17 protein-coding genes are annotated in these 19,988 nt (G+C 50.5%); 7 read left to right on the top strand and 10 right to left on the bottom strand.

Annotated elements, in window-relative coordinates; all coding sequences use genetic code 11:
- The first annotated feature begins 159 nt into the window (after positions 1-159).
- Both ACVB80_RS02020 and ACVB80_RS02015 read left to right on the top strand, forming a co-directional pair.
- A complete protein-coding gene (locus ACVB80_RS02020) occupies positions 160-921 on the top strand; it encodes a DeoR family transcriptional regulator (RefSeq protein ID WP_481079582.1) in 762 nt (253 codons plus the stop codon).
- Positions 922-1,146: 225 nt separating this feature from the next.
- Positions 1,147-2,130 carry a zinc-binding dehydrogenase gene (locus ACVB80_RS02015; RefSeq protein WP_481079581.1) on the top strand — a complete coding sequence of 328 codons (984 nt, stop codon included), beginning with the start codon at positions 1,147-1,149 and terminating at the stop codon, positions 2,128-2,130.
- Between the two features lie 13 nt (positions 2,131-2,143).
- Here the strand turns inward: ACVB80_RS02015 and ACVB80_RS02010 are convergent, their stop codons facing one another.
- From ACVB80_RS02010 to ACVB80_RS02000, 3 genes are all read right to left on the bottom strand, one after another.
- A complete protein-coding gene (locus tag ACVB80_RS02010) occupies positions 2,144-4,444 on the bottom strand; it encodes a bifunctional diguanylate cyclase/phosphodiesterase (RefSeq protein WP_481079580.1) in 2,301 nt (766 codons plus the stop codon).
- Between the two features lie 329 nt (positions 4,445-4,773).
- The gene (locus tag ACVB80_RS02005) at positions 4,774-5,085 is read right to left on the bottom strand and encodes a hypothetical protein (protein WP_481079579.1); all 312 of its coding nucleotides are present in this window, start codon (positions 5,083-5,085) and stop codon (positions 4,774-4,776) included.
- Between the two features lie 73 nt (positions 5,086-5,158).
- Positions 5,159-5,632, bottom strand: coding sequence for a winged helix-turn-helix domain-containing protein (locus tag ACVB80_RS02000; RefSeq protein WP_481079578.1), 474 nt, complete (start codon positions 5,630-5,632; stop codon positions 5,159-5,161).
- A 516-nt stretch (positions 5,633-6,148) separates the two neighbouring features.
- Here ACVB80_RS02000 and ACVB80_RS01995 point away from each other — a divergent pair.
- The 3 genes from ACVB80_RS01995 to ACVB80_RS01985 all read left to right on the top strand — a co-directional run bounded on the left by ACVB80_RS01995 (position 6,149) and on the right by ACVB80_RS01985 (position 9,096).
- Positions 6,149-6,922 (top strand): EAL domain-containing protein, encoded by a 774-nt coding sequence (locus ACVB80_RS01995; RefSeq protein ID WP_481079577.1) that lies wholly within the window; start codon positions 6,149-6,151, stop codon positions 6,920-6,922.
- 167 nt (positions 6,923-7,089) lie between these two features.
- The gene (locus ACVB80_RS01990; protein WP_481079910.1) at positions 7,090-7,773 is read left to right on the top strand and encodes a response regulator; all 684 of its coding nucleotides are present in this window, start codon (positions 7,090-7,092) and stop codon (positions 7,771-7,773) included.
- A gap of 15 nt (positions 7,774-7,788) precedes the next feature.
- Complete coding sequence (locus tag ACVB80_RS01985; protein WP_481079909.1) at positions 7,789-9,096, top strand: ATP-binding protein; 1,308 nt, start codon at positions 7,789-7,791, stop codon at positions 9,094-9,096.
- Positions 9,097-9,237: 141 nt separating this feature from the next.
- Here the strand turns inward: ACVB80_RS01985 and moeB are convergent, their stop codons facing one another.
- Together moeB and moeA are read right to left on the bottom strand one after the other, a co-directional pair.
- Positions 9,238-10,002: a molybdopterin-synthase adenylyltransferase MoeB gene (moeB, locus tag ACVB80_RS01980; protein WP_481079576.1), complete on the bottom strand. Its 765-nt coding sequence runs from the start codon at positions 10,000-10,002 to the stop codon at positions 9,238-9,240.
- A 10-nt stretch (positions 10,003-10,012) separates the two neighbouring features.
- Positions 10,013-11,248 carry a molybdopterin molybdotransferase MoeA gene (gene moeA / locus ACVB80_RS01975; protein ID WP_481079575.1) on the bottom strand — a complete coding sequence of 412 codons (1,236 nt, stop codon included), beginning with the start codon at positions 11,246-11,248 and terminating at the stop codon, positions 10,013-10,015.
- 162 nt (positions 11,249-11,410) lie between these two features.
- Here moeA and folE point away from each other — a divergent pair, with 162 nt between their 5' ends.
- Entirely contained in the window at positions 11,411-12,064 is a 654-nt protein-coding gene (folE, locus tag ACVB80_RS01970) for a GTP cyclohydrolase I FolE (protein ID WP_481079908.1), read from the top strand.
- 59 nt (positions 12,065-12,123) lie between these two features.
- Here the strand turns inward: folE and ACVB80_RS01965 are convergent, their stop codons facing one another.
- The 3 genes from ACVB80_RS01965 to ACVB80_RS01955 form a co-directional block, all read right to left on the bottom strand.
- Positions 12,124-13,890: a methyl-accepting chemotaxis protein gene (locus ACVB80_RS01965; protein WP_481079574.1), complete on the bottom strand. Its 1,767-nt coding sequence runs from the start codon at positions 13,888-13,890 to the stop codon at positions 12,124-12,126.
- A 468-nt stretch (positions 13,891-14,358) separates the two neighbouring features.
- On the bottom strand, positions 14,359-14,832 hold the full coding sequence (bamJ, locus tag ACVB80_RS01960) for a BamJ family beta-barrel-assembly machinery protein (RefSeq protein ID WP_481079573.1): 474 nt from the start codon (positions 14,830-14,832) through the stop codon (positions 14,359-14,361).
- Between the two features lie 12 nt (positions 14,833-14,844).
- Positions 14,845-15,477, bottom strand: coding sequence for a thiol:disulfide interchange protein DsbA/DsbL (locus tag ACVB80_RS01955; protein WP_481079572.1), 633 nt, complete (start codon positions 15,475-15,477; stop codon positions 14,845-14,847).
- Positions 15,478-15,685: 208 nt separating this feature from the next.
- Between ACVB80_RS01955 and ACVB80_RS01950 the strand changes: the two genes are divergently transcribed.
- A complete protein-coding gene (locus tag ACVB80_RS01950) occupies positions 15,686-16,354 on the top strand; it encodes an OmpA family protein (RefSeq protein WP_481079571.1) in 669 nt (222 codons plus the stop codon).
- Positions 16,355-16,670: 316 nt separating this feature from the next.
- On the opposite strand, the gene ACVB80_RS01945 is transcribed toward ACVB80_RS01950, so the two are convergent.
- Together ACVB80_RS01945 and ACVB80_RS01940 are read right to left on the bottom strand one after the other, a co-directional pair.
- Complete coding sequence (locus ACVB80_RS01945; protein ID WP_481079570.1) at positions 16,671-18,413, bottom strand: formate--tetrahydrofolate ligase; 1,743 nt, start codon at positions 18,411-18,413, stop codon at positions 16,671-16,673.
- Between the two features lie 183 nt (positions 18,414-18,596).
- On the bottom strand, positions 18,597-19,901 hold the full coding sequence (locus ACVB80_RS01940; protein ID WP_481079569.1) for an inosine/guanosine kinase: 1,305 nt from the start codon (positions 19,899-19,901) through the stop codon (positions 18,597-18,599).
- Between the last annotated feature and the right edge of the window lie 87 nt (positions 19,902-19,988).

Raw genomic sequence — 19,988 nt, 5'->3', positions numbered from 1 at the left:
AGGGACTGAACGGTGAAGCCCCATGGATGGGTTCATGCGTGTTTGTTTAGTGGCTTCTGACTGGCGGACCGGGAACTCCTGACTTTCACTTAAGTTTCAAATGAAACCAGGCTGGGTTACAATAACCCGGCTTTTTTATTTTCAACTGACGGGGTAACCATGAATTCAAGGCAGAGCGAGATTTTGCAAATCGTAAATGAGCGCAAGAGAGTGCAGGTGACCGAGCTGTCGCAGCTGACAGGGGTATCCGGTGTCACCGTGCGTCAGGATCTCAATTTCCTTGAGCAGAACGGTTACCTCAAGCGGGTTCACGGTGCAGCGGTTACCCTGCAGAGTGATGATATCGATGCGCGGATGGAAGTGCATTTTGATATCAAGCAGCAACTGGCGCAACGTGCGTCAGAGCTGGTGGTGCCGGGGGAAACTGTACTGATTGAAGGCGGCAGTGCCAACGCCCTGCTGGCAAGAATCCTGGCAGACCGTGGTGATGTAACCATTATTACCCCAAGTGCTTATATTGCTCACCTTATCCGTCACTGTGAGTCGAATGTGATCCTGCTTGGTGGTGTATATCAGCATCAGGGGGAGAGCCTGGTCGGGCCGCTGACCCGGCTTTGTATCGAGCATACTCATTTCAGCACCGCCTTTATCGGTATTGACGGCTATCACCAGGACACAGGCTTCACCAGCCGGGATATGATGCGTGCTGATATCGCCAATGCGATTATCGCAAAGAACAAACGTAACATCGTGGTGACTGATTCGAGCAAGTTCGGACAGATCTATCCCTCATCTGTAGGCCAGATTAGTGATATCGCGGTGCTGGTGACCAACTCTGATGCCCCGGCAAAAGATATTGAGCACCTGCGCAATCAGGGGGTTGAAGTGGTAAATGAAAAAAATTCACCTGAAACGATTTAATTTACTTTTTCAAATAATTATCCTGGGCAATACTGGCTGTGTTGAAACTAAACACCCCTATAGATAATTTATCGTTCTTTCGACAGGCATCCTTCGGGATGCTTTTTTTTGTCTGAATTTTGCTCAATTAACCACCGAAACCGTGTTTGCAGCGGTATAATGGCGGTGTTGAGTTTTTGCTCGGGTATGTTTTGTCTGCCCTGGCTCACAGACAAGGAGTCCGCCATGAAAGCTCTGACCTACCACGCTGCCAGTGATGACTTTGTTTTGCGTCAGCTTCCCGTTCCGGAACTGAAAGGTGACTACGATGTGCTGGTTCAGGTACACGCGACCGGCCTTAATCCGGTGGATGCCAAAATTCATCTGTGGAAAGGCATGGTGCCCGATATGGGCGATGATTTCGTTGGCGGACTGGATGTGGCGGGTGAAATCGTGGACGCAGGTGACAGAGTAGAGGGCTGGGGAGTGGGGGACCGGGTGCTCTATCATGGTGACATGCGTCGTCCGTACGGAGGGTTTGCCGAGTTCGCTCTCCACGACAGCCGCACTCTTGTGTCGCATCCTGATGTGCCTGCCGAGTTGGCTGCCGCTACCCCATGCGCAGGCTGGACAGCCTACCGGGCTCTGTTTGACAAACTGGATGCCAAAAATCGTTCAAGCATTTTTATAGCCGGAGGCTCTGGTGGAGTCGGGAGTTTTGCCATTCAGCTTGCGAGCTTTGCAGGCATTGAAACTATTATTACCACCTGCAGTAAGGCCAATCATGAGTATGTACGGTGTCTTGGTGCAACCCATGCCATTGATTATCGAAATCAGGATGTGGTGGCAGAGACCATGGCACTGACGTATGGCCAGGGCGTAGATGTCGCGCTGGATTGTGTGGGTGGTGACAACGACATTCTGTGTGCCAATGTGCTTGGCTTTGAAGGGCAGATGGTTGAACTGGTACGCACCGTGCGGCCGGAAGCCTACCCGGATGCCTTTATGCGTGGCCTGAGCTTTCATCAGTTCAGCCTGGGTGCCGGGCATGTTAACGGAAGCCTGGGTCGTCATGATATGCAGTACGCAGGGGAGCGTTTCAGCTATCTTACTGAGCGCGAAGTGATTCGGGTACCTGAGCTTGAAATCATTGGTTTTGATGCACTGGGTCCCCGTCTCAGGAAGATCCGCGAAGGAAGAACCGTAGGTAAGCTGGTTCTGAAACCGTAAGGTGTAACCTGTATTATGTGAGCACTGCCTGAGTTGTTTCCGGCCTGGGCGTTTGTTCACTGTGAGACTCCAGCATTGCCATCAGCGCCTCAGCAGACACCGGCTTTGCGTAGAAGTAACCCTGATACAGGTCACAGCCAAACTCCTGCAGCAGCTTTTCATGCTCTGCACACTCCACTCCCTCTGCCAGCACCTCACGGTCAAAGTTCTTGGCGATAGCGATGATGTTTTGCGCCATCCGCGAGGCCGCCTCATCAGTCAGAATCTTATCAATAAAGCTTTTGTCTATCTTGATTTCATTAAAAGGCAGCTCGCCAAGCATACTCAGCGAGGAGTAGCCGGTGCCAAAGTCATCGAGAGAAATTCGTATCCCAAGTTTAGCCAGATCGTGAAACAGCGGCCGAACCAGTTCAATATCTTCGATAAACAGGTTTTCGGTGATCTCCAGAGTCAGATAATGCTGGTTGTAATGAGCAGTCTGAATGCTGACCAGAAGTTTATTGAGAAAATCCGGCTGGGTGATCTGACGAACGGAGATATTTACTGCTGTCTGGAAGGTTACTCCCAGCTGCTCCTGAAGCTGACGCATTTCAGAGAGTGCTTTCTCAAGCACCAGGTCGCCAAGGGCTGGCATCAGGCCACAGGACTCTGCAACCGGGATGAAAGTATCCGGTGAGACAAAACCCAGCTCGTCATCCTGCCAGCGTACCAGGGCTTCAACGCCGTGGAGTTTGCCAAGGTTATCAAACTGTGGCTGATAGACCATAAACAGCTGCTTTTCTGCCACGGCTTTGCGAAGTTTTTGCTCCAGGCGGATCTCATCCAGGTAGCTTTGCTGCATCGCAGGAGTAAAGAAACAGAAGTTGTTACGTTTTTGCTTGGCCTGATACATGGCAATATCAGCAGCGCGGAGCAGATCATCCAGGTTGGTACCCTGGTCAGGGAAGCGGCTGATCCCAATGCTGCAACTCAGGATAAAACTAAACTGTTCAATCACATAAGGCTCAGACAGGTTGGCAATGATTCTTGTTGCCAGGTCATTGAGCTCTTCGTAATCGGCGTTTGTCACCAGAAACAGGAACTCATCACCACTGGCGCGGATCAGGGTCATATTCCGGGTTTGAAGATTTTTCAGACGCCCGGCAATCTGCCGCAGTACCTTGTCGCCTGTTTCGTGGCCGGCGCTGTCATTAACCCTTTTATAGTGGTCCATATCAATGTAGAGCAGGCCACAGCTCTGGCTTTGATCTGAGAACCAGCGGTATGACCGCGCACGGAGATAGTGCCGGTTGGGCAGAGCCGTTAAAGGATCGTGGTGGGCCTGATAAAACAGTTCGTCACGTCTTCGGTTCTCATGACGGTGAATCGAGCGGACAAAGAAGTAGAGCAGCAGCTGCAGACAGAGGTAAACCACAATATAACCCCAGCAACCGCTGAGGTACTCATTGAGCATGTGTGTCAGCTCGATCCTGGATACTGCCCAGAGTTCATATCGCGGCAGGTACAGAACGGTATAGCAGATATAGTCATCGCCGTACTTTACTGTCGCAGAGACCGGCGTACTTTGCGTTTCCAGTTCCTCAGTGGTGAGATTGTTTGCCTCAGCAATTTGCTGGAACAGCGCATTAACCATTTGCGCGGGCTCCGGAGTACTGTAGAGATCAGGTTCAGATTCTCCGGCGATGTATTGATAGAAATAGTCTGATCTGAGCAGGCCTATCTGGTGTTCGTCATGGGCGTGAAGCTCGGCATTGAAAAGCCTGGAACCATCCAGTTTCAGTCCTGCAGCCATAACCGCAATCACTTTGTCGTTCTCATCCCGGATAGCTTTACGGATGGGAAGAATGGCCTGGTGCAAATCGGGTTTAAAATAAGAACGGCCGACAATCATCTGGTGGCTGTTGAGAGTGCGCAAAAAAGTGGTTTGAGTTTCGGCTTTATCCAGCAGGTTTGGCTGGCGGCCCCGGCTGAGGTTTGCGCTGGTAAGCATGACTTTTCCGGATGGTGAGACCAGCCCGAACCCGGCGATGTTTGGGTTGAGTTCGAGCAGACTTTTCAGCCACTGGCGATGCTCTTCATCTGACAGTTTTGGAGAGTTCATCAGCCGCTCTGCGACCATGTTCAGCAGCATTTCCTGGTTATCAAGCAGAGAACTGGTTCCACTGGCGAACAGCTGAACTGAATTGTACTGTTCATCGTGGTGAGCTTCAGAGACATCGGTGTACTGCTGCCAGAGAACAAAGGCAAACACAATTGTGCCGGTAAAGACCAGAAAGCGGTATAACGCCCAGATATTGTGCCGGATATTCCGCATACCACCCCTGTTAAAAAAATAATACTGTCATATTTTGACGTATTATCTCAGTGGCGGGGCAGAAGTCACGCCTATTGATATTATTGAATAAAAGAGTGTGACCTTGCTCCATATTTGGATGGGCTCAGTAAGTGTTGGTTTGCTAATGTATTGTTAGTGAATGTTTTTTGGTCTAAATGGTCGTCCTGGTGAGCTTCCTGACAAATAGCAGCTGTGCATAAAATTCCAGCCAAATGCTGATGTTTTATAAATTTGGTTGCAAATCATTCTGTGCGTTGCTGTCCAGGGTGATAAAGCGCTGAAATCTGTCCCGCGTTTTTCCGCTCTCTTTATTCTCTCTTATCACAGCGCAGCAACTTGTACCCCTGTTCTGAGAGCAGGTGACTCTTCAGAGGCTGGAGCAGGGCTGTGTCCCCGTTCTGGCACCGGATAGCGGGATCGGCAGACACCCGCAGGTTTTCCTGCCCCAGGCGGACCACCACATAGTAGCGGTTACCATCCAGAGACTGGGTCAACACACTGCTGGTTACTTCAGCCCGCACGGGTTCACCTTCCGGGCTGGTGATTGGCCAGCGCACCAGCGCAGTCAGCAATAACATGCCGGCAAAGAGGAGTACGAAACTGATAATGGCTGCGCGCATGTTATTCCCTGTCTGTTGGTATCAGATAACCTATTATGCAATCGTTCTCTGATAGTGGGCAAGTGTGCAACGACTACGAATAAAGCAACATGCCTATGATCAGCACCATCATGATAAACAGCAGCACAATATGGCTGGCCGTTGGCAGGGTCGCCTGGGTTGTGACGCCGGGGTAGCTCTCCTGAAGGGGCTCTATGTATGAACTGACATGTGTGACCGGTCCTCTCCATCGGTAGCCTTCTCCCTGGGCTGTGACGATGCTTTCTTTCAGGGCCGGGTCGAGCAGTTTCAGCTTCCCCCTTAACTGCGATACGACGACATTAAGGCTGTTATCGACCACATGGCGCCCCTTCCAGATGAACTCGAGCATTTCATTGCGGTAAACGACGTTGGGATATTGGGTGAGCAGATGGATTAATAGCGCCGTTTCATTTCTGTTTAGTGTGATCGATTCTTTTCTTTCTGGCTCAAGGTGGGAGACGATCATAAGGTCGGAGTCAAAAAGGTAGTGGTCGAGCAAGACAAACTTTTCTTTGGTGATATTCATAGGCATTTTTTGTTTTTACTATAGTGCGATATGCAATCACGGCATTCTATGATCTTTATCCAAAATTTTGAAACCAGTTCAGGTGCGGTATTAACGTTTTTTAAACGAACTCTTAGAGGTTTATCTCCTCAAAGCCAATATCTGACGGGAGATTGGTAACGGTTGCGGATTTCTGGGCGGAGTACGGGTTTGCAAGAGTTTTGATCTTTTTATCTTTTGTTGAACTCTGCTTTGGCAATCTTCAGGTATCTTTTTCGTAATCAGCTCATTATTCAATATTATTTGTACATGAATGAAAGGTTGAATGGGGTTTTAGTTTGTTTAAGTAGGGTACTGCCACGAAAAGTGTAGGCTTGGCGCAGAAAGGTTTGTAGTGGAACAACCTGCACCGGGTAACTTCAGAAATCAAAGTGGTAAGCATGGAAACGTTACAGTATCTGTTCAGCCTCTTCGGCGGATTCCTCGTGTGCTTGTTTCTGCTCTCAGAACTGGGCAAATACATCTTGAGGAAAGACAATGAACTCTGACCTGAACCAACTCTCCTTTAGTGATGAGTGTGGCTGGACAATCAATTTTAAAGGTCGCCGTTATTATTCTGTTTATCAAAGTATTCATCGATCGCGGGGGCAGATATACGGTTATGAAGCCCTGCTTCGCCGGATCTGTGAATATGGCTTTGATGAGGGGAACGCGCCTGTAATGAGCGGCCTGACCCGCAGTGAACGAAGTACTCTTGAATTCTGTTCTTTAATTATCCACGTTAAGAACTTCCCTAAGGGAGCGAAAAAGCGGCTGTTTATCAATGTCTCTCCCAATGTTTTGCTGACATTGGCCAGTGACTGTGACGCTATGAATTACCTTATTGAACTGATAGAACAGAAAGGTATGAGCCTCGGTCAGGTGTGCCTGGAAGTGACAGAGCAACAGTGTGACGATGAAAACTCCCTGACTGAGGTATGTGACTATTGCAGGGGTATTGGACTGGGTATTGCCATCGATGATTATGGTAAAGGGGGCTCGGACTGCCACCGCGCAGAGCGGCTTAAGCCGGGTGTACTGAAAGTGGACTCGGAACTGCTTGACCGGTATATGCGTATGGATCGTGCTCCACTTCTCGGTGCCTTGCAGCTGGCACAGCAAATTGGCAGTGCAGTTATCGTAGAAGGGATTGACTCCCTGGAAAAACTACTCGCTATGAAACGACATAAGGTCGTGCTTTTACAGGGGTATTATCTGGGTTATCCGCGAGACCTGTTGACACAGCGGGAGTTGGAAGCGGCTTCGTTCTGATTTTGTCGTCGATTAATGACAAAATTACGACCATTACTTACAGACAGCTACTATCTTCAACACAAAGTCATAGTCTGACGTACCATTTGTTGTTTGGAGCATAAAACAGGGGTATGTTTCCATCAACATTCGTCTGACTTATAGGTCTTTTTGTGTCTGATTATAATATGGTCATCGTTGAAGATGATGACAAACTGCGCCAGATGCTGGCTGATTACTTTGCCGGGCAGGGATTTCGCGTTGTGGAGTGTGACAACGGAGAGGATGCCGCTGCAGTGATCAACAGTGAAGACCCGGATATTGTGTTGTTGGACCTGATGCTGCCAGGTCAGGATGGTCTGACAATTTGCCGACAGGTCCGGACAACATATCACGGAAAAGTGCTTATGCTTACTGCAAGTGATGATGATTTTGACCACGTTGCGGCACTGGAAACCGGTGCGGATGACTATGTCACCAAACCGGTTAAGCCAAGGGTTCTGCTGGCACGGGTGCGCACCCTGCTTCGCCGTGGAGACTGGAACCCGGCGGATAAAGCCAGCCTGGCGTTTGGCCGGCTGTGTATCAGTAAAGCCAGCCGCAGCTGCCATCTTGCAGAAGAAGCCGTTACTCTCACCGACAGTGAATTTGATTTATTGTTGCTTCTGGCTGAGTCGGCAGGGGAGGTCCTCTCCCGGGATACCCTGACAAGAGCCCTTCGCGGGATCGATTATGATGGTATTGACCGCAGTGTGGATAACAGGATCGTCAGTTTGCGTAAGAAACTAAAGGATGATGCTACCAATCCGCAGGGTATTGTGACAGTCAGGGGTAAAGGTTACCTGTTTGTCGCGGATGGATGGGATCAGTAACGGTGGCTGTTTTTGATGTGGCGTATTTATTTTGAGTCTCTGACAGGACTGATTGTTCTGTTTGCGTTAAGTGTGTTTGCATACGAATTTCTCGTTTATGAAACCAGACCAGATCCGGATGATGCTCTGTATGAACATCATATCCAGGGATTTGGTGAGGTACTGAACACCATCTCTATCAGTAATGGTCATACGGCTGCTGTTGATGCGTTGGGCGATTATGCAAAAGGTATTCATAACCTGCTCGAAAGTTACCCTGCAAAGGATGCTCCGGATGAGGTGAGAGAGTTTTTTCACGAGAATCCCGGGTCTCATGCTCATTCGATAGGTGAAGTGGACTGGTTTCAGTTTGACAGTGGTTCAGAGTTCTACAGCCTGTCCGTTGATTATGATGCGGAACTGATTAAAACGGCTCAGCTTAGTCAGAATCTGGTCTGGGTGTTTTTCCTTTTTACGTTCGTTGTTTATTGTATTGGCCTTATCTGGTTTTTAAGTCGCAGACTGAGGGCGCTTGAGAAAGTAACCAATGAGTTTGCGGACGGTAACTTTGAAGTCAGGGCGCCAGAGAGAAGTTCGGCCCGGGTTGGGAACTTAAACCGCAGCTTTAACTACATGGCGGACCGGATCTCCGGCCTTATCACCAGTAACAAAGCGTTAACCAATGCGGTAGCCCATGAGATGCGCACGCCCATTTTTCGCCTGCAGTGGCAGGCTGAAATTCTGAAAGAGAGGCTGGAAACCCCCCAGGATATTGCAGACATCAGCTCGATCATTGAAGACAGCGAAGAGATGGAGCACCTGGTGGATGAACTGCTTTATCATGCCAAAGTAGAGCGGCCGGATATGCAGCTGAATGTCAGTTCGCTCGATCTCAGTAGCTGGCTGACGGAAGAACACCTGAAATGGCAGCGCAATTACTCCTGTGAGGTCATGCTTCAGCTCCTTAATGTACCGCCGGTCATTGAAAGCGATCCCTTTTTACTTCAGCGCGTGCTGGTGAACCTGGTGGGTAATGCCTCACGCTACGCCCGTTCAAAGGTGATTATTGAATGTGATTACCGGAAGGAAGAGGTAACCATTGGTGTGCATGACGATGGCCCAGGCATCCCGGCAGAGCACTGGCCACATCTGTTTGAGCCGTTTTATCGGGTTGATAAATCCCGAAACAAAAAGCAGGGTGGCTACGGCCTGGGACTGGCGATCGTCCGCCAGATAACCACCCGCCTGCACGGACAGGTGGAGGTCGACAACAGCCCACTCGGTGGGGCGTGTTTCAGGATAACGCTGCCGGTGCGGGAGTTGACTTCAGATACGAAAGGTTAGAAATGAGAAACGAGAGCTTTTTTAAGGCTCTCGTTTGTTTTAAGGTCCTGGGTTTGTAGGTTCTGGGTTTGTAGGTTCTAGGTTCTAGGTTCTAGGTTCTAGGTTCTGGGTTCTGGGGGAGGCTCTTTCAGAACCGAGAGCCTAGCGCCCCGAGCCTTCCCCCCCACAAACCTCACAGTTTGGCAGTTGCGCCAGCTGCATTTCCCGCCAGCTCATGCTCATTGCATCGAGCATCAGTAGTTTTCCGCTCAGCGGCTGTCCCATACCTGCAATGACTTTGATCGCTTCCAGCGCCTGGGTAGCACCGATGATGCCGACCAGCGGTGCCATTACCCCGGCTTCAACGCAGGTCAGGGCCTGCTGACCAAACAGGGCGCTCAGGCACTGGTAGCAGGGCTGATCTGGTTGATAGGTAAACACACTGACCTGACCTTCCATCCGGATCGCGGCACCGGATACCAGCGGAGCTTTATGTTCAAAACAGAGCCGGTTGAGCTGATTGCGGGTATCAACGTTATCGCTGCAATCAAGAACCAGTTGGTGGTCTTTGATAAGGTCTGCCATTTCGTCGTCATTAAGACGCTTGCAGTGAGTGGTAATCGTGGTATGCGGGTTGAGCCTGCCAAGCGCTTTGGCGGCAGATTCAACTTTCGCCAGTCCAATGGTCTCATCACAATGCAGCACCTGGCGCTGCAGGTTGGAAAGCTCGACTTTGTCGTCATCGACTAGGGTCAGAGAGCCCACACCCGCACAGGCAAGGTACTGACTGGCCGCGCAGCCAAGGCCGCCAGCGCCGATGATCAGAACGCTGGCCTGTTTTAGTGCTTCCTGGCCTTCAAAATCGAACTGTTTAAGGATGATCTGGCGGTTGTACCGCAGCATTTCCTGGTCGCTTAAGACTTCCATAATCCGCCTGTCAGTATAAAGTGTGGTTGAACAGTTGCAGCTGCACGGTTTCACCGGCTTCCACGTGGCCGCGTTCGCGTTCAAGAACGACGAAACAGTTGGCCAGACTCATAGAACGGAACGCACCGGAGCTCTGGTTTCCGGTACTCTCCACGACAAACAGCCCATCTTCAATGCGGTAAATCGCACGCTGATAATCGGTGCGGCCGGGTGCTTTTTTAAACCGGGAGCGGGTGGTGGCCGGAATGGACTCTTGCGGCTGCCACTGACTGTGACCACTGAGTTTGGCCAGCAGGGGCTGCACCAGTACATACATGGTCAGCATCGCGGAAACAGGGTTGCCAGGAAGACCGCAGAACAGGGCATTGTCCAGCTTTCCAAACGCAAATGGTTTGCCTGGCTTAATCGCCAGTTTCCAGAAACCAATCTCGCCCAGCTCTTCAAGGATATCTTTGGTGTAGTCTGCTTCGCCAACGCTGACACCACCAGAAGTAATTACTACGTCTGCCTGTTGCTGAGCTTGTTCAAACGTTACTTTGAGCGTTTCCGGGCAGTCGGGAATAATGCCAAGATCCAGTGCGTCACAGCCAAAGTTTTTGATCAGTGAGTGTATGCCGTAGCGGTTGCTGTCGTAGATCTGGCCTTTATCAAGTGGTTCTCCAAGCGGTTTCAGTTCATCACCGGTTGAAAAGAAAGCGACAACAGGGCGGCGGAAAACGGATACGCTGGCAATCCCCAGTGATGCGACCATTGGAATATCGCGCGGGGTCAGGCGATGACCGGCGTCGAGGATCAGCGCGCCTTTTGTAATGTCATCACCAAGCGGACGGATATTGTCGTTTTCTTTAACCGAATCAACACTGAACACAATGCCGTCATCGCTCTGTTGTGCCAGTTCCTGCATGATCACGGCATCGCAGCCGGCAGGTACCGGAGCACCGGTCATGATCCGAACGCAGCTGCCAGCTGGCCACAGGCCTTCAAATGGCTGGCCAGCGAAAGATTTACCGGCCACTGGCATGGCAATACCGGGTTTAAGTTCGGCCCGTCGAATGGCATAGCCATCCATCGCCGAGTTATCAAATGGCGGAACGGAAATAGGGGAGTGGATTGGCTCAGCCAACACCCGGCCTTCGGCTTCTGTTAATGCAAGGATTTCGGTTTGTGCAAGCGGAGTTACAGCAGACAGCATTTTCTCCATTGCGTGTTCGATAGGCATCAGGCCCGGAGCGTCACAACAACCCATTGAAGTATTCCTGTTATTTATAAGTATAGATCTGCCGAACCATAGCATAAATCCGGGTTGCACAGCAGTAACCGGTTGCAAAATATGGGTGTAATTGTTTAAAAATCCGAGTATCCTTGTCAGCCATTCTGGTAGGGTCATACACGCATGCGAGAGGTAAACATGTCGGGTCTGAGTGAAGCGGCCATTCTGGTCAGAGACGCATTGATCGAAAAAGGGATCGAAACACCGCTGGTACCGAACGATATCAGCCGTGAAGAGAAGAAAGAGCGCATTGAGTTCCACATGCGGGAAATCCTGTCCCTGCTGGAACTGGATCTGTCCGATGACAGCCTGGAAGAGACGCCGCACCGCATTGCGAAAATGTATGTGGACGAAGTGTTTTCAGGACTGGATTACGCCAATTTCCCTAAGATTACTGTTATCGACAACAAGATGGCCTGCAGTGAAATGGTACGGGTAAAAGACATTACCGTGACCAGCACGTGTGAGCATCACCTTGTTACTATCGATGGCAAGGCAGCTGTCGCGTATATTCCGCGCAGTAAGATCATTGGCCTTTCTAAGATTAACCGCATTGTACGCTTTTTCGCCCAGCGCCCTCAGGTGCAGGAGCGCATGACCCAGCAGATCCTGGTTGCGTTGCAAACCCTGCTTGAGACGGATGACGTAGCGGTGACTATGGATGCGGTACATTATTGCGTGAAGTCACGCGGCGTAATGGATGCCACCAGTGAAACCACGACAACGGCACTGGGTGGGATTTTTAAGTCCAATCCGGCCACCCGTCACGAATTTCTGCATGGTCTGAGGTAATCAGCCGGCAATAAAAAACCGAAGCTTTTCAGCTTCGGTTTTTTGTTTTTGCAGCAGGATTAATTACTTGTCTTAAACTGAGAGACCGCGCTTTCCATTTCCTGCGCCTGAGCGGATACGCCGTCGACTTCTTCCAGACACTGCTTGGCGGAAACCATATTGCCGTCTGAAATAGTTTGCAGCTCAGTGATGGACTCCGCGACCTGGTTCATCACGATACCCTGTTCTTCAATAGCAGAGGCGATACGTTCAGAGTTGCTCTGGATGTTTTCCATATCATTGATGATTTGAGCAAAGTTCTCATCCAGAGTCTGGGAGTATTGCTTGGTCTCTTCGCCCTGGCGGTTACAGTCTTCAATGTCATCCACAACTGTAGACATCTGGCTTTGAATTGCGCTGACCACTGAGGTGATCTCCTGGGTAGACTCGTGAGTACGGCTTGCTAGTGCGCGTACCTCATCGGCCACGACGGCAAAACCACGACCCTGTTCACCGGCGCGGGCTGCTTCAATCGCCGCATTCAGTGCCAGCAGGTTGGTTTGTTCTGCAATGCCCTGAATCATCTCAACAGCGCCACCGATTTGAGCAACGTGCTGATCCAGAGAAGAGATCGATGCTTGGCTGTTGGCAAGAGTTGTAGAAAGGGAGTTGATGTTATCTACCGTATCACTCACCACACTGCGACCTGAATTTGCGTTATTGGCCGCCTGTTGAACCCCTTCAGCCGCTACAGCAGTGCTCTCAGAGATTTCACCGATGGTAGATACCATTTCCTGAACGGCAGTCGCCATAGAAGTGGTGTGCTGTGACTGAACGTCAAACTGCTCAATGACTCCCTGCAGTTCACGGTGCATTGAGTCGGTGCTCTGGAACAGGTGGCGTGCTTTTTGCTGAGAACCGGTAACCAGATCTTCAATGTTCACCAGAAGGCCATTGAAGTAACTTCCCAGGGTAACCAGTTCATTTTTACCCTTCAGGCTGGCGCGCATGCCAATGTTGTTTGTTTCAGAAATCTCCTGAATAGTGACAAGCAGTTCGTTGATAACCCGGCTGACGGAGAAGATGATTTGAGTGATCAGGCCGCCGATCAACAGAATGATGGTCGCAGACAATCCCCACTTGAGGGTGTTCAGGCGCGATTCCATCGCGGTGACGCCTTGCTGAAGTGCTTCAGCGGCTTTACCAAACTGCTCTTCAATCTGGTGAGATCCGTTGCGGACATTGCCTTTGAGGCCTTCGTTGTACTTAAGCCCTATGGTTTCCTTTTGTCCGATAACCTGGCGCGCGGCACCAAGCAAGGATTCATCTGCAACGCCCCTGACAAGATCTTCCATTAGCTCACCCTGAAGGATGTGCTGATTAAACATACTGAGTTTGAGGTCCCCTTCGGTATCGACTTTGCTCAGGGCATTTTCCAGTGCGATGTTATATTTACCCATCAGCCCCTGGTCTGCCTTTAGCCCCAGGGTTTGTGATGCGTTCACCAGCTGAACAAAAGCCTGCTTGTATTGCCTGAGATCATCGCTGAGGCGGGCAGGGAATGGGATATCGTGTTTTGCCAGGGTGGTACGGATGGATTGATTGGTTTGCTCAAACAGCTGAGTGTTCTTGTTGAACTTGTCGAGGTACTTGGCATCACCACGCAGCAGGAAGTCTTTTTCATTGCGGCGCAGATTGAGCAACCTTACCTCGAGCTCAGCCAGGTTGGTACGGGCCTGAGCCAGCTCTCCAACCGTCTGGTTGAAGTTAACGGTGACTCCTAAAATAGCGACAATACCCAAAATGGACAGAGCGCCGGAGAGAATTAGACGGGATTTGATATTCATAGTACTTACTTTTTGCGTTAAATGTTACCAAACTGGTAGTTTGTGCCGTCGTTACCTTGCCCCTGTATGGGAGGTAATGCCGCCACCTCAAATCGCAAAGCCATGCGCTGTGCCGGTGCTGCGCTAATCAAATCCAACTGACATTTCTGTTTATTGCTTCTTTTTAAAAGCATAGTCGTTTTTATAATATTTCAAAGTTTAACACTGCCACATGAGAGCCTTTCGGCTTCATTGAAATAATCTTTAGTAAAATCACAAAATAAATGTTCGACTTATGCGACAGGGTTCAGAGTTTCGTCTGAATAGCATACATTTTAGAATAAACCATCTAAACTCAATAAGTTAGCTTGTGCTAGTCTGGCATTTGGAGAAGAGGTCGACAAGCTATATTTGTTATCGAACCATGCTTGGTGTGAGAAACGAACAATTTGGGCAAAAAAAGACCGCCCGGAGGCGGTCTGTGCAGTATTACTTAATTTTCAGCAGCTCAACTTCAAATATCAGAGTCGATGCTGGTGGGATAGGGCCGGTTGAGCGGTTTCCGTAAGCCAGATTGCTTGGAATGAACAGGCGCACTTTCTCACCTACGGTCATCAGCTGAACACCTTCCTGCCAGCCATGGATCACCTGGCTGAGCTTAAAGCTGATTGGCTCGCCACGGTCAACGGAACTGTCAAACACTGTACCATCCAGCAGGGTACCGTGGTAGTGAACCGTTACTGTGCTGTCACCGGTCGGGTGCTCTGTGCCGGTTCCCGGAGTCAGTACCTTGTACTGAAGACCACTTTCGGTGGTGATCACGCCTTCCTGTTGACCGTTTTCGGCCAGGAACGCCTGTCCGGCAGCAAAGTTCTCATCTGTAGCCTTATGATTATTCCAGGTGCGGTAAATAAAAAAGCCCGCGAGGATAAAGATGATAATCGGAAAAACGAACTTCGACATTTGCTGTCCTTTTTACTTAGTCGGTTGAGAAAGCAGGTAGTTTATCGTTTTTGCCAGATCATTCACATCTTTATGGCCAGAAGTGATGAGCTCGTAACGTCCGTTGATGATAAATGTCGGCACGGCATTGATCTGGCTTTGCTGGCTGATGGTCTCTGCCTCAGTAAGTACTTCAAACAGCGCTTTTTGCTGGATCTCATCAAACTGGTACGGGCTGACCAGGCCGCGGCTGTTAAACGCTTCTTCCAGCGCGTGCTGGCGTTCTGCTGAATCTGAAAAATCCTGTGACTGCACTGCGTTGAACAGGTCTTCCATCATGGCCTGATCCGGCTTGTGACCCAGCTGCATTTCTGCCGCATAGTAAATCAGCGCACCGACGTGAGCACTCTTGTTAAAGATGATATGCAGCTTGCCAATCGGCTGCTTAATCTGAGTTTCGATTTCTGGCAGCATGGCTTCCATGGTCCTGCAGTGTCTGCAGCTCAGGGAGAATACTTCAGTAACGGGTGAGAGGGAGGGCTGGCTGAGCTGAGTAGGCAGCAGCCGGTACTGTACGCCTTCCTGAGGTGTGTTGTTATCGCTGCACGCGGTCAGCAGAAAGCCAAGGGTGGCAGCCAAAAGAATGGAGAATTTTTGTTTGAGCATGTAGTGGTTCTTCGTTGTTTACTGCAAGATTTGTCTGCCACAGCTCTGAATGGCCGGGGTCAGACGTACAGGAGTTTGTGATGTTAACTGATATAATTAGATAGACCGTGGCAAAAATGGTTCCGGTTGGCTTAAAGTATTTTGTGCTGCGGCCGATATGCATAGTATCAAACCCCGGGAAAAACAGTGATATGAAAAGGCACAGAGGATGAAAATGGGATTAAAGCTGTCAGCAGGGCGAATGCTGTCACAACTCGCTTTGTTTGGTCTGGCCGGCCTTGGCCTTGCCGGGTGCAGTGCGCTGACCCCGCCAAGTATGCTCGATACTGCGCCAAAAACTGATATGGAAGTCCGTCATCCTGACTGGGGTGAAGACGAAAGCGCCGCTGCCATTCCGCAGAAGGCTCAGCCATCACCGCTCAATGCGAAGCAGGTGCTGCCGATGGACGATATGCGTGCTCTGCTTATGTATATGGAGAATCAGCAGCTCAGATATGACGTTATTCCGGGAGCTCATACAGTGGTAAAGCTGGAAGAGACGGTACTGTTTCAGACCGGCTCTGCTAAAATCTCTCCCCATTCCAAAATCTGGCTGACGGAACTGGGCCGCTTTCTGGCGACCCGGCCTAATATCAAAACTATCATTGATGGCCATACCGACAGCACCGGCAGTAACAGGGTTAACGATCCTTTGTCCGACAAACGCGCGCTGGAAGTTAAACTGCTGCTGACCGGCGCCCAGGTCAACCCGCAAAATGTCTACACCCGCGGCTACGGCAAACACCTGCCAAGCTGCACCAACCTGTCCCGCCAGGGTAAGGCGTGTAACCGCAGGGTTGAGATCATGTTTATTCAGTCGGTGGCTTCCAAGCTGTAATTCTGCTTTTCCCTGCATTCCTTTCTCCGAAAGATCACCCGTTCAACCATCCGGCTCTTAAATTAAAATGCTTGTTCCCACGGTCCTCCGTGGGAATACATATCGTGCTTCCCGTCTGACAGGAATTATCTGCCGGTCAATAGTATCAGCAGTATTCTGATCATGGGCAAATGGCAGCTCAGGTATGCTTTCCCACGCAGAGCATGGGAACGAGAAAGGCAGGGGGATGAAAAAGGCTCCCGAACCGCGTCCCGCGAACCACGCAAAAAAAAGCGGCCACCAAAGTGACCGCTTTCTTATTAGAGAGCTGAGAGTATTAACTCAACCCAATAATATCGCCATTCTCATCGATATCCAGGTTCATAAAGGCTGGCTTTTCCGGAAGACCTGGCATGGTCATCACGTTGCCGCACAGCGCGTAGATGAATCCTGCACCGGCACACAGCTTAAGCTCACGGACTTCAACTTCGAAGTCTGATGGTGCACCTTTCATTGATGCATCTGCAGAAATCGACGCTGGTGTTTTAGCCATACAAACGGCCAGGTCAGTAAAGCCATGCTTATTAAAGCGGGTCAGCTGCTTCTGAGCCAGTTCAGACAGCGCGATGTTGCGTGCGCCGTAGCCGGTCTCGCTCACAGCCATCAGCTTTTCTTCCAGGCTCTGCTCAAGGGTGTAGAGCGGAGTGAAGTCAGATGGAGTTTCACAGGCCAGTGTGACAGCTTCAGCCAGTTTTTCTGCACCTTCGCCGCCTTTACCAAAGGCTTCGCTGATCGCGACTTTCGCGCCCAGTGCTTCAACCCACGATGCCAGCAGTTTCAGCTCTTTGTCGCTGTCCTGCGGGAAGCGGTTGATTGCAACTACGGCAGGCACCTTATATTTGGCAACGTTGTTGATGTGCCATTTCAGGTTCTCAAAGCCCGCTTTCAGTGAGGCTTCATCTTCACCGAAAATCGCTTCCGGCAATGGCTGACCCGGGCGCAGGTCGTAAAGACCAGAGTTCGCTTTCAGGCCACGCAGGGTAGCAACGACAACCGCACAATCCGGACCTTTGCCGGACATGTTCGCTTTGATGTTACACGCTTTCTCAAAGCCCATATCTGAACCAAAACCACCTTCAGTGATGGTGTAATCAGCCAGTTTGGTGGCGATACGGTCAGCAATGATAGACGAGTTACCGTGTGCAATGTTGGCAAAAGGACCCGCATGGATAAGAGTCGGAACGCCTTCCAGCGTTTGCATCATGGTTGGCTCAATGGCCTCTTTCATGGTGACAGTCATCGCACCGGCTACCTGCAGTTCTTCTGCTGTTACCGGTTCACCGTCCAGGTTGTATGCCATTACGATGCGGCCGATACGGGCACGCAGGTCGTGAAGGTCACTGGCCAGTGCCAGAATTGCCATCAGTTCAGAAGCGGCAGAAATATCAAAGCCGTCTTCACGCTCAAAGCCGTTAATGGTTTTACCTGGCTGGTTTTTACCCACGGTGACCATGCGCAGAGCGCGGTCATTGTGGTCCATCACACGACGCCATACGACCTGCTCAGGGTCTATACGAAGGGCTTTCATGCCGGTTTTGGCGCTGAACTCTTCGTAGCCATGGCGCTGCTCGTGGAAAAGACGGGCATCGATAGCCGCAGAAGCGAGGTTATGAGCTGCGGTTACCGCGTGAATGTCACCGGTCAGGTGCAGGTTCAGCTCTTCCATTGGAGCAACCTGACTGTAGCCGCCGCCTGCAGCGCCGCCTTTTACACCAAATACCGGGCCCATGGATGGCTGACGGATACACGCCATCACAGATTTGTTCAGCTTAGCCAGTCCCTGGGCCAGGCCAATAGTGGTAACGGTTTTACCTTCACCCAGAGGGGTAGGGGTAATTGCCGTTACAACGACCAGTTTACCTTCCTGTTTATCTGCAAGACGGTTAAGACAGTCGAGAGAAATTTTCGCTTTGTGGCGTCCGTGCGCGTTAAATTCGTTATCCTGCAGGCCTGCTTTGCGGGCTACAGTATCAATTGAAGAAAGTGGAGTGGAACGACAGATATCGATATCGCTCAGCATTTAAAACCCCCTAAATGCCATAAAGCCAGAGACGAAAACGTTTGCGTGGGCAATATACCTTGCTATTCGGCTTTGTAAAGTGTTTTCGTTAGTGATAAATCACTTCGGCTGGATATATAACTCAGTATAATTGATGTTTGTATAAATAAAAAAGCCAGCGACAGAGCGCTGGCTAAAATTGGGTTACCGATCCCAGTATGTTTCTTCCAGGCTGTCCTCCCGCTCAGGAAGAGAGCGGGTCAGGCGTGGAGAGTGCTGGGTCAGTACTTCGTAGCTTACGCGGTTGGCGTATTTACAGATCTGCGCCAGTGATGAGTAGCTCAGGTACTGGTGGTCGTGCTTCACTGAGTTTGGCACGTTCACCTTGTGATACAGGTTTGCAGCCATGTCGTGCAGCAGGGTAGACAGCGCAGCATCACCGGCACCATTGGTGTTCTTGATTTCCAGCGGGCCGCCAAGGTATGGCTCAATGTGCGAGTACACCTTCATCGCGTTGGTGCAGTCTTGTTTGCGCATCGCGCGGCTGAACTCAAACTGGTTGAAGTTTTCAATACTGCCTTCGCGCAGCGGGTAGTTGGTTTCCCGCTTCACGCTTTCTTCGGTGTAGCTGGCCATGTACAGACCTTCAGGGCCTGCGGTACACAGAACCAGGTCTACCCACTCAAGCGCTTTGTCTGCAGCCTGAAGAGGATCGCTTTCACCGGTCAGGGCTTCGCCTTCTTCTTCGTTCATCGCAACCACAGTGATGTTCTCTTTCAGGTACTCCTGCCACCACTCTGATTTGCCTTCAATCACGTACTTGGTGCCAAGGGTCAGTACCACTGGTACGTCATTCTCTTTAGCCAGTGAAATCGCGCGCTGAACGGCCTGCGGCATTGGGTCGGTTGGTTTACCACGCATCAGGTACGAAGAGACAACCAGGGCTGCCGCTTTCTTAAACACTTTGTCCGGGATGCTTTCAGGAGAAAGCTTGTTCATGTGGCCTTCGTTGATCGCGAAAGTACGCTCGCCATCGTCCGAGATCAGGGTGTAACAGCGGCCGATAGGCCCGTCTACCGTTTGCAGGTAGTTCAGATCCATACGGGCAGAGGTGTTACACAGGTAACGATAGGCGTAAGAACCCACTTCAATGTTCTTGCTCATTACGCCCAGCAGGACGGATTTGCTGTCGGCCAGAACAGAGTAGTTGTGCAGTGTGTTACCAATGGTATCACCCGGGTATTCGTGGGTGATCAGGTGCTTCTCTTTCAGCTCCTGGTAAAGGGCGTCTGCTTTGCTCTCTTCAAGAACCAGCGAATGGCCTTTACTCAGTTCGTATTTGGCAAGAAAGTCATCGTCTACCCGTGCTTCGATATCAACGATGGTTTGTCCTACGCCCACAATAGTAGGGCGGTGCAGCCTTGGTGCCTGACGGATCTGGTTGATCAGAGGATCTCTGGAGTGGCTTGGAAAGTAGTGCTTCGACTTACGCTGACCAGGAAATTTCATGAAAAAAAAGGTGATTGGTTAACAGGGCGCGAATTCTACCACACTTTTTTTATCAAATTGACACTTGTTGCGGGCAAATTGGCAATA

The sequence above is a fragment of the Vibrio sp. 9-16B-A1 genome, from assembly GCF_056726165.1.
This window is presented reverse-complemented; position numbering and strand designations above follow the sequence as displayed.

Coding starts and splice junctions, on each gene's coding strand:
- ACVB80_RS02020 (WP_481079582.1), top strand. CDS start 160: ATGAATTCAAGGCAGAGCGAGATTTTGCAAATCGTAAATGAGCGCAAG.
- ACVB80_RS02015 (WP_481079581.1), top strand. CDS start 1,147: ATGAAAGCTCTGACCTACCACGCTGCCAGTGATGACTTTGTTTTGCGT.
- ACVB80_RS02010 (WP_481079580.1), bottom strand. CDS start 4,444: ATGCGGAATATCCGGCACAATATCTGGGCGTTATACCGCTTTCTGGTC.
- ACVB80_RS02005 (WP_481079579.1), bottom strand. CDS start 5,085: ATGCGCGCAGCCATTATCAGTTTCGTACTCCTCTTTGCCGGCATGTTA.
- ACVB80_RS02000 (WP_481079578.1), bottom strand. CDS start 5,632: ATGAATATCACCAAAGAAAAGTTTGTCTTGCTCGACCACTACCTTTTT.
- ACVB80_RS01995 (WP_481079577.1), top strand. CDS start 6,149: ATGAACTCTGACCTGAACCAACTCTCCTTTAGTGATGAGTGTGGCTGG.
- ACVB80_RS01990 (WP_481079910.1), top strand. CDS start 7,090: ATGGTCATCGTTGAAGATGATGACAAACTGCGCCAGATGCTGGCTGAT.
- ACVB80_RS01985 (WP_481079909.1), top strand. CDS start 7,789: ATGTGGCGTATTTATTTTGAGTCTCTGACAGGACTGATTGTTCTGTTT.
- moeB (WP_481079576.1), bottom strand. CDS start 10,002: ATGGAAGTCTTAAGCGACCAGGAAATGCTGCGGTACAACCGCCAGATC.
- moeA (WP_481079575.1), bottom strand. CDS start 11,248: ATGGGTTGTTGTGACGCTCCGGGCCTGATGCCTATCGAACACGCAATG.
- folE (WP_481079908.1), top strand. CDS start 11,411: ATGTCGGGTCTGAGTGAAGCGGCCATTCTGGTCAGAGACGCATTGATC.
- ACVB80_RS01965 (WP_481079574.1), bottom strand. CDS start 13,890: ATGAATATCAAATCCCGTCTAATTCTCTCCGGCGCTCTGTCCATTTTG.
- bamJ (WP_481079573.1), bottom strand. CDS start 14,832: ATGTCGAAGTTCGTTTTTCCGATTATCATCTTTATCCTCGCGGGCTTT.
- ACVB80_RS01955 (WP_481079572.1), bottom strand. CDS start 15,477: ATGCTCAAACAAAAATTCTCCATTCTTTTGGCTGCCACCCTTGGCTTT.
- ACVB80_RS01950 (WP_481079571.1), top strand. CDS start 15,686: ATGAAAATGGGATTAAAGCTGTCAGCAGGGCGAATGCTGTCACAACTC.
- ACVB80_RS01945 (WP_481079570.1), bottom strand. CDS start 18,413: ATGCTGAGCGATATCGATATCTGTCGTTCCACTCCACTTTCTTCAATT.
- ACVB80_RS01940 (WP_481079569.1), bottom strand. CDS start 19,901: ATGAAATTTCCTGGTCAGCGTAAGTCGAAGCACTACTTTCCAAGCCAC.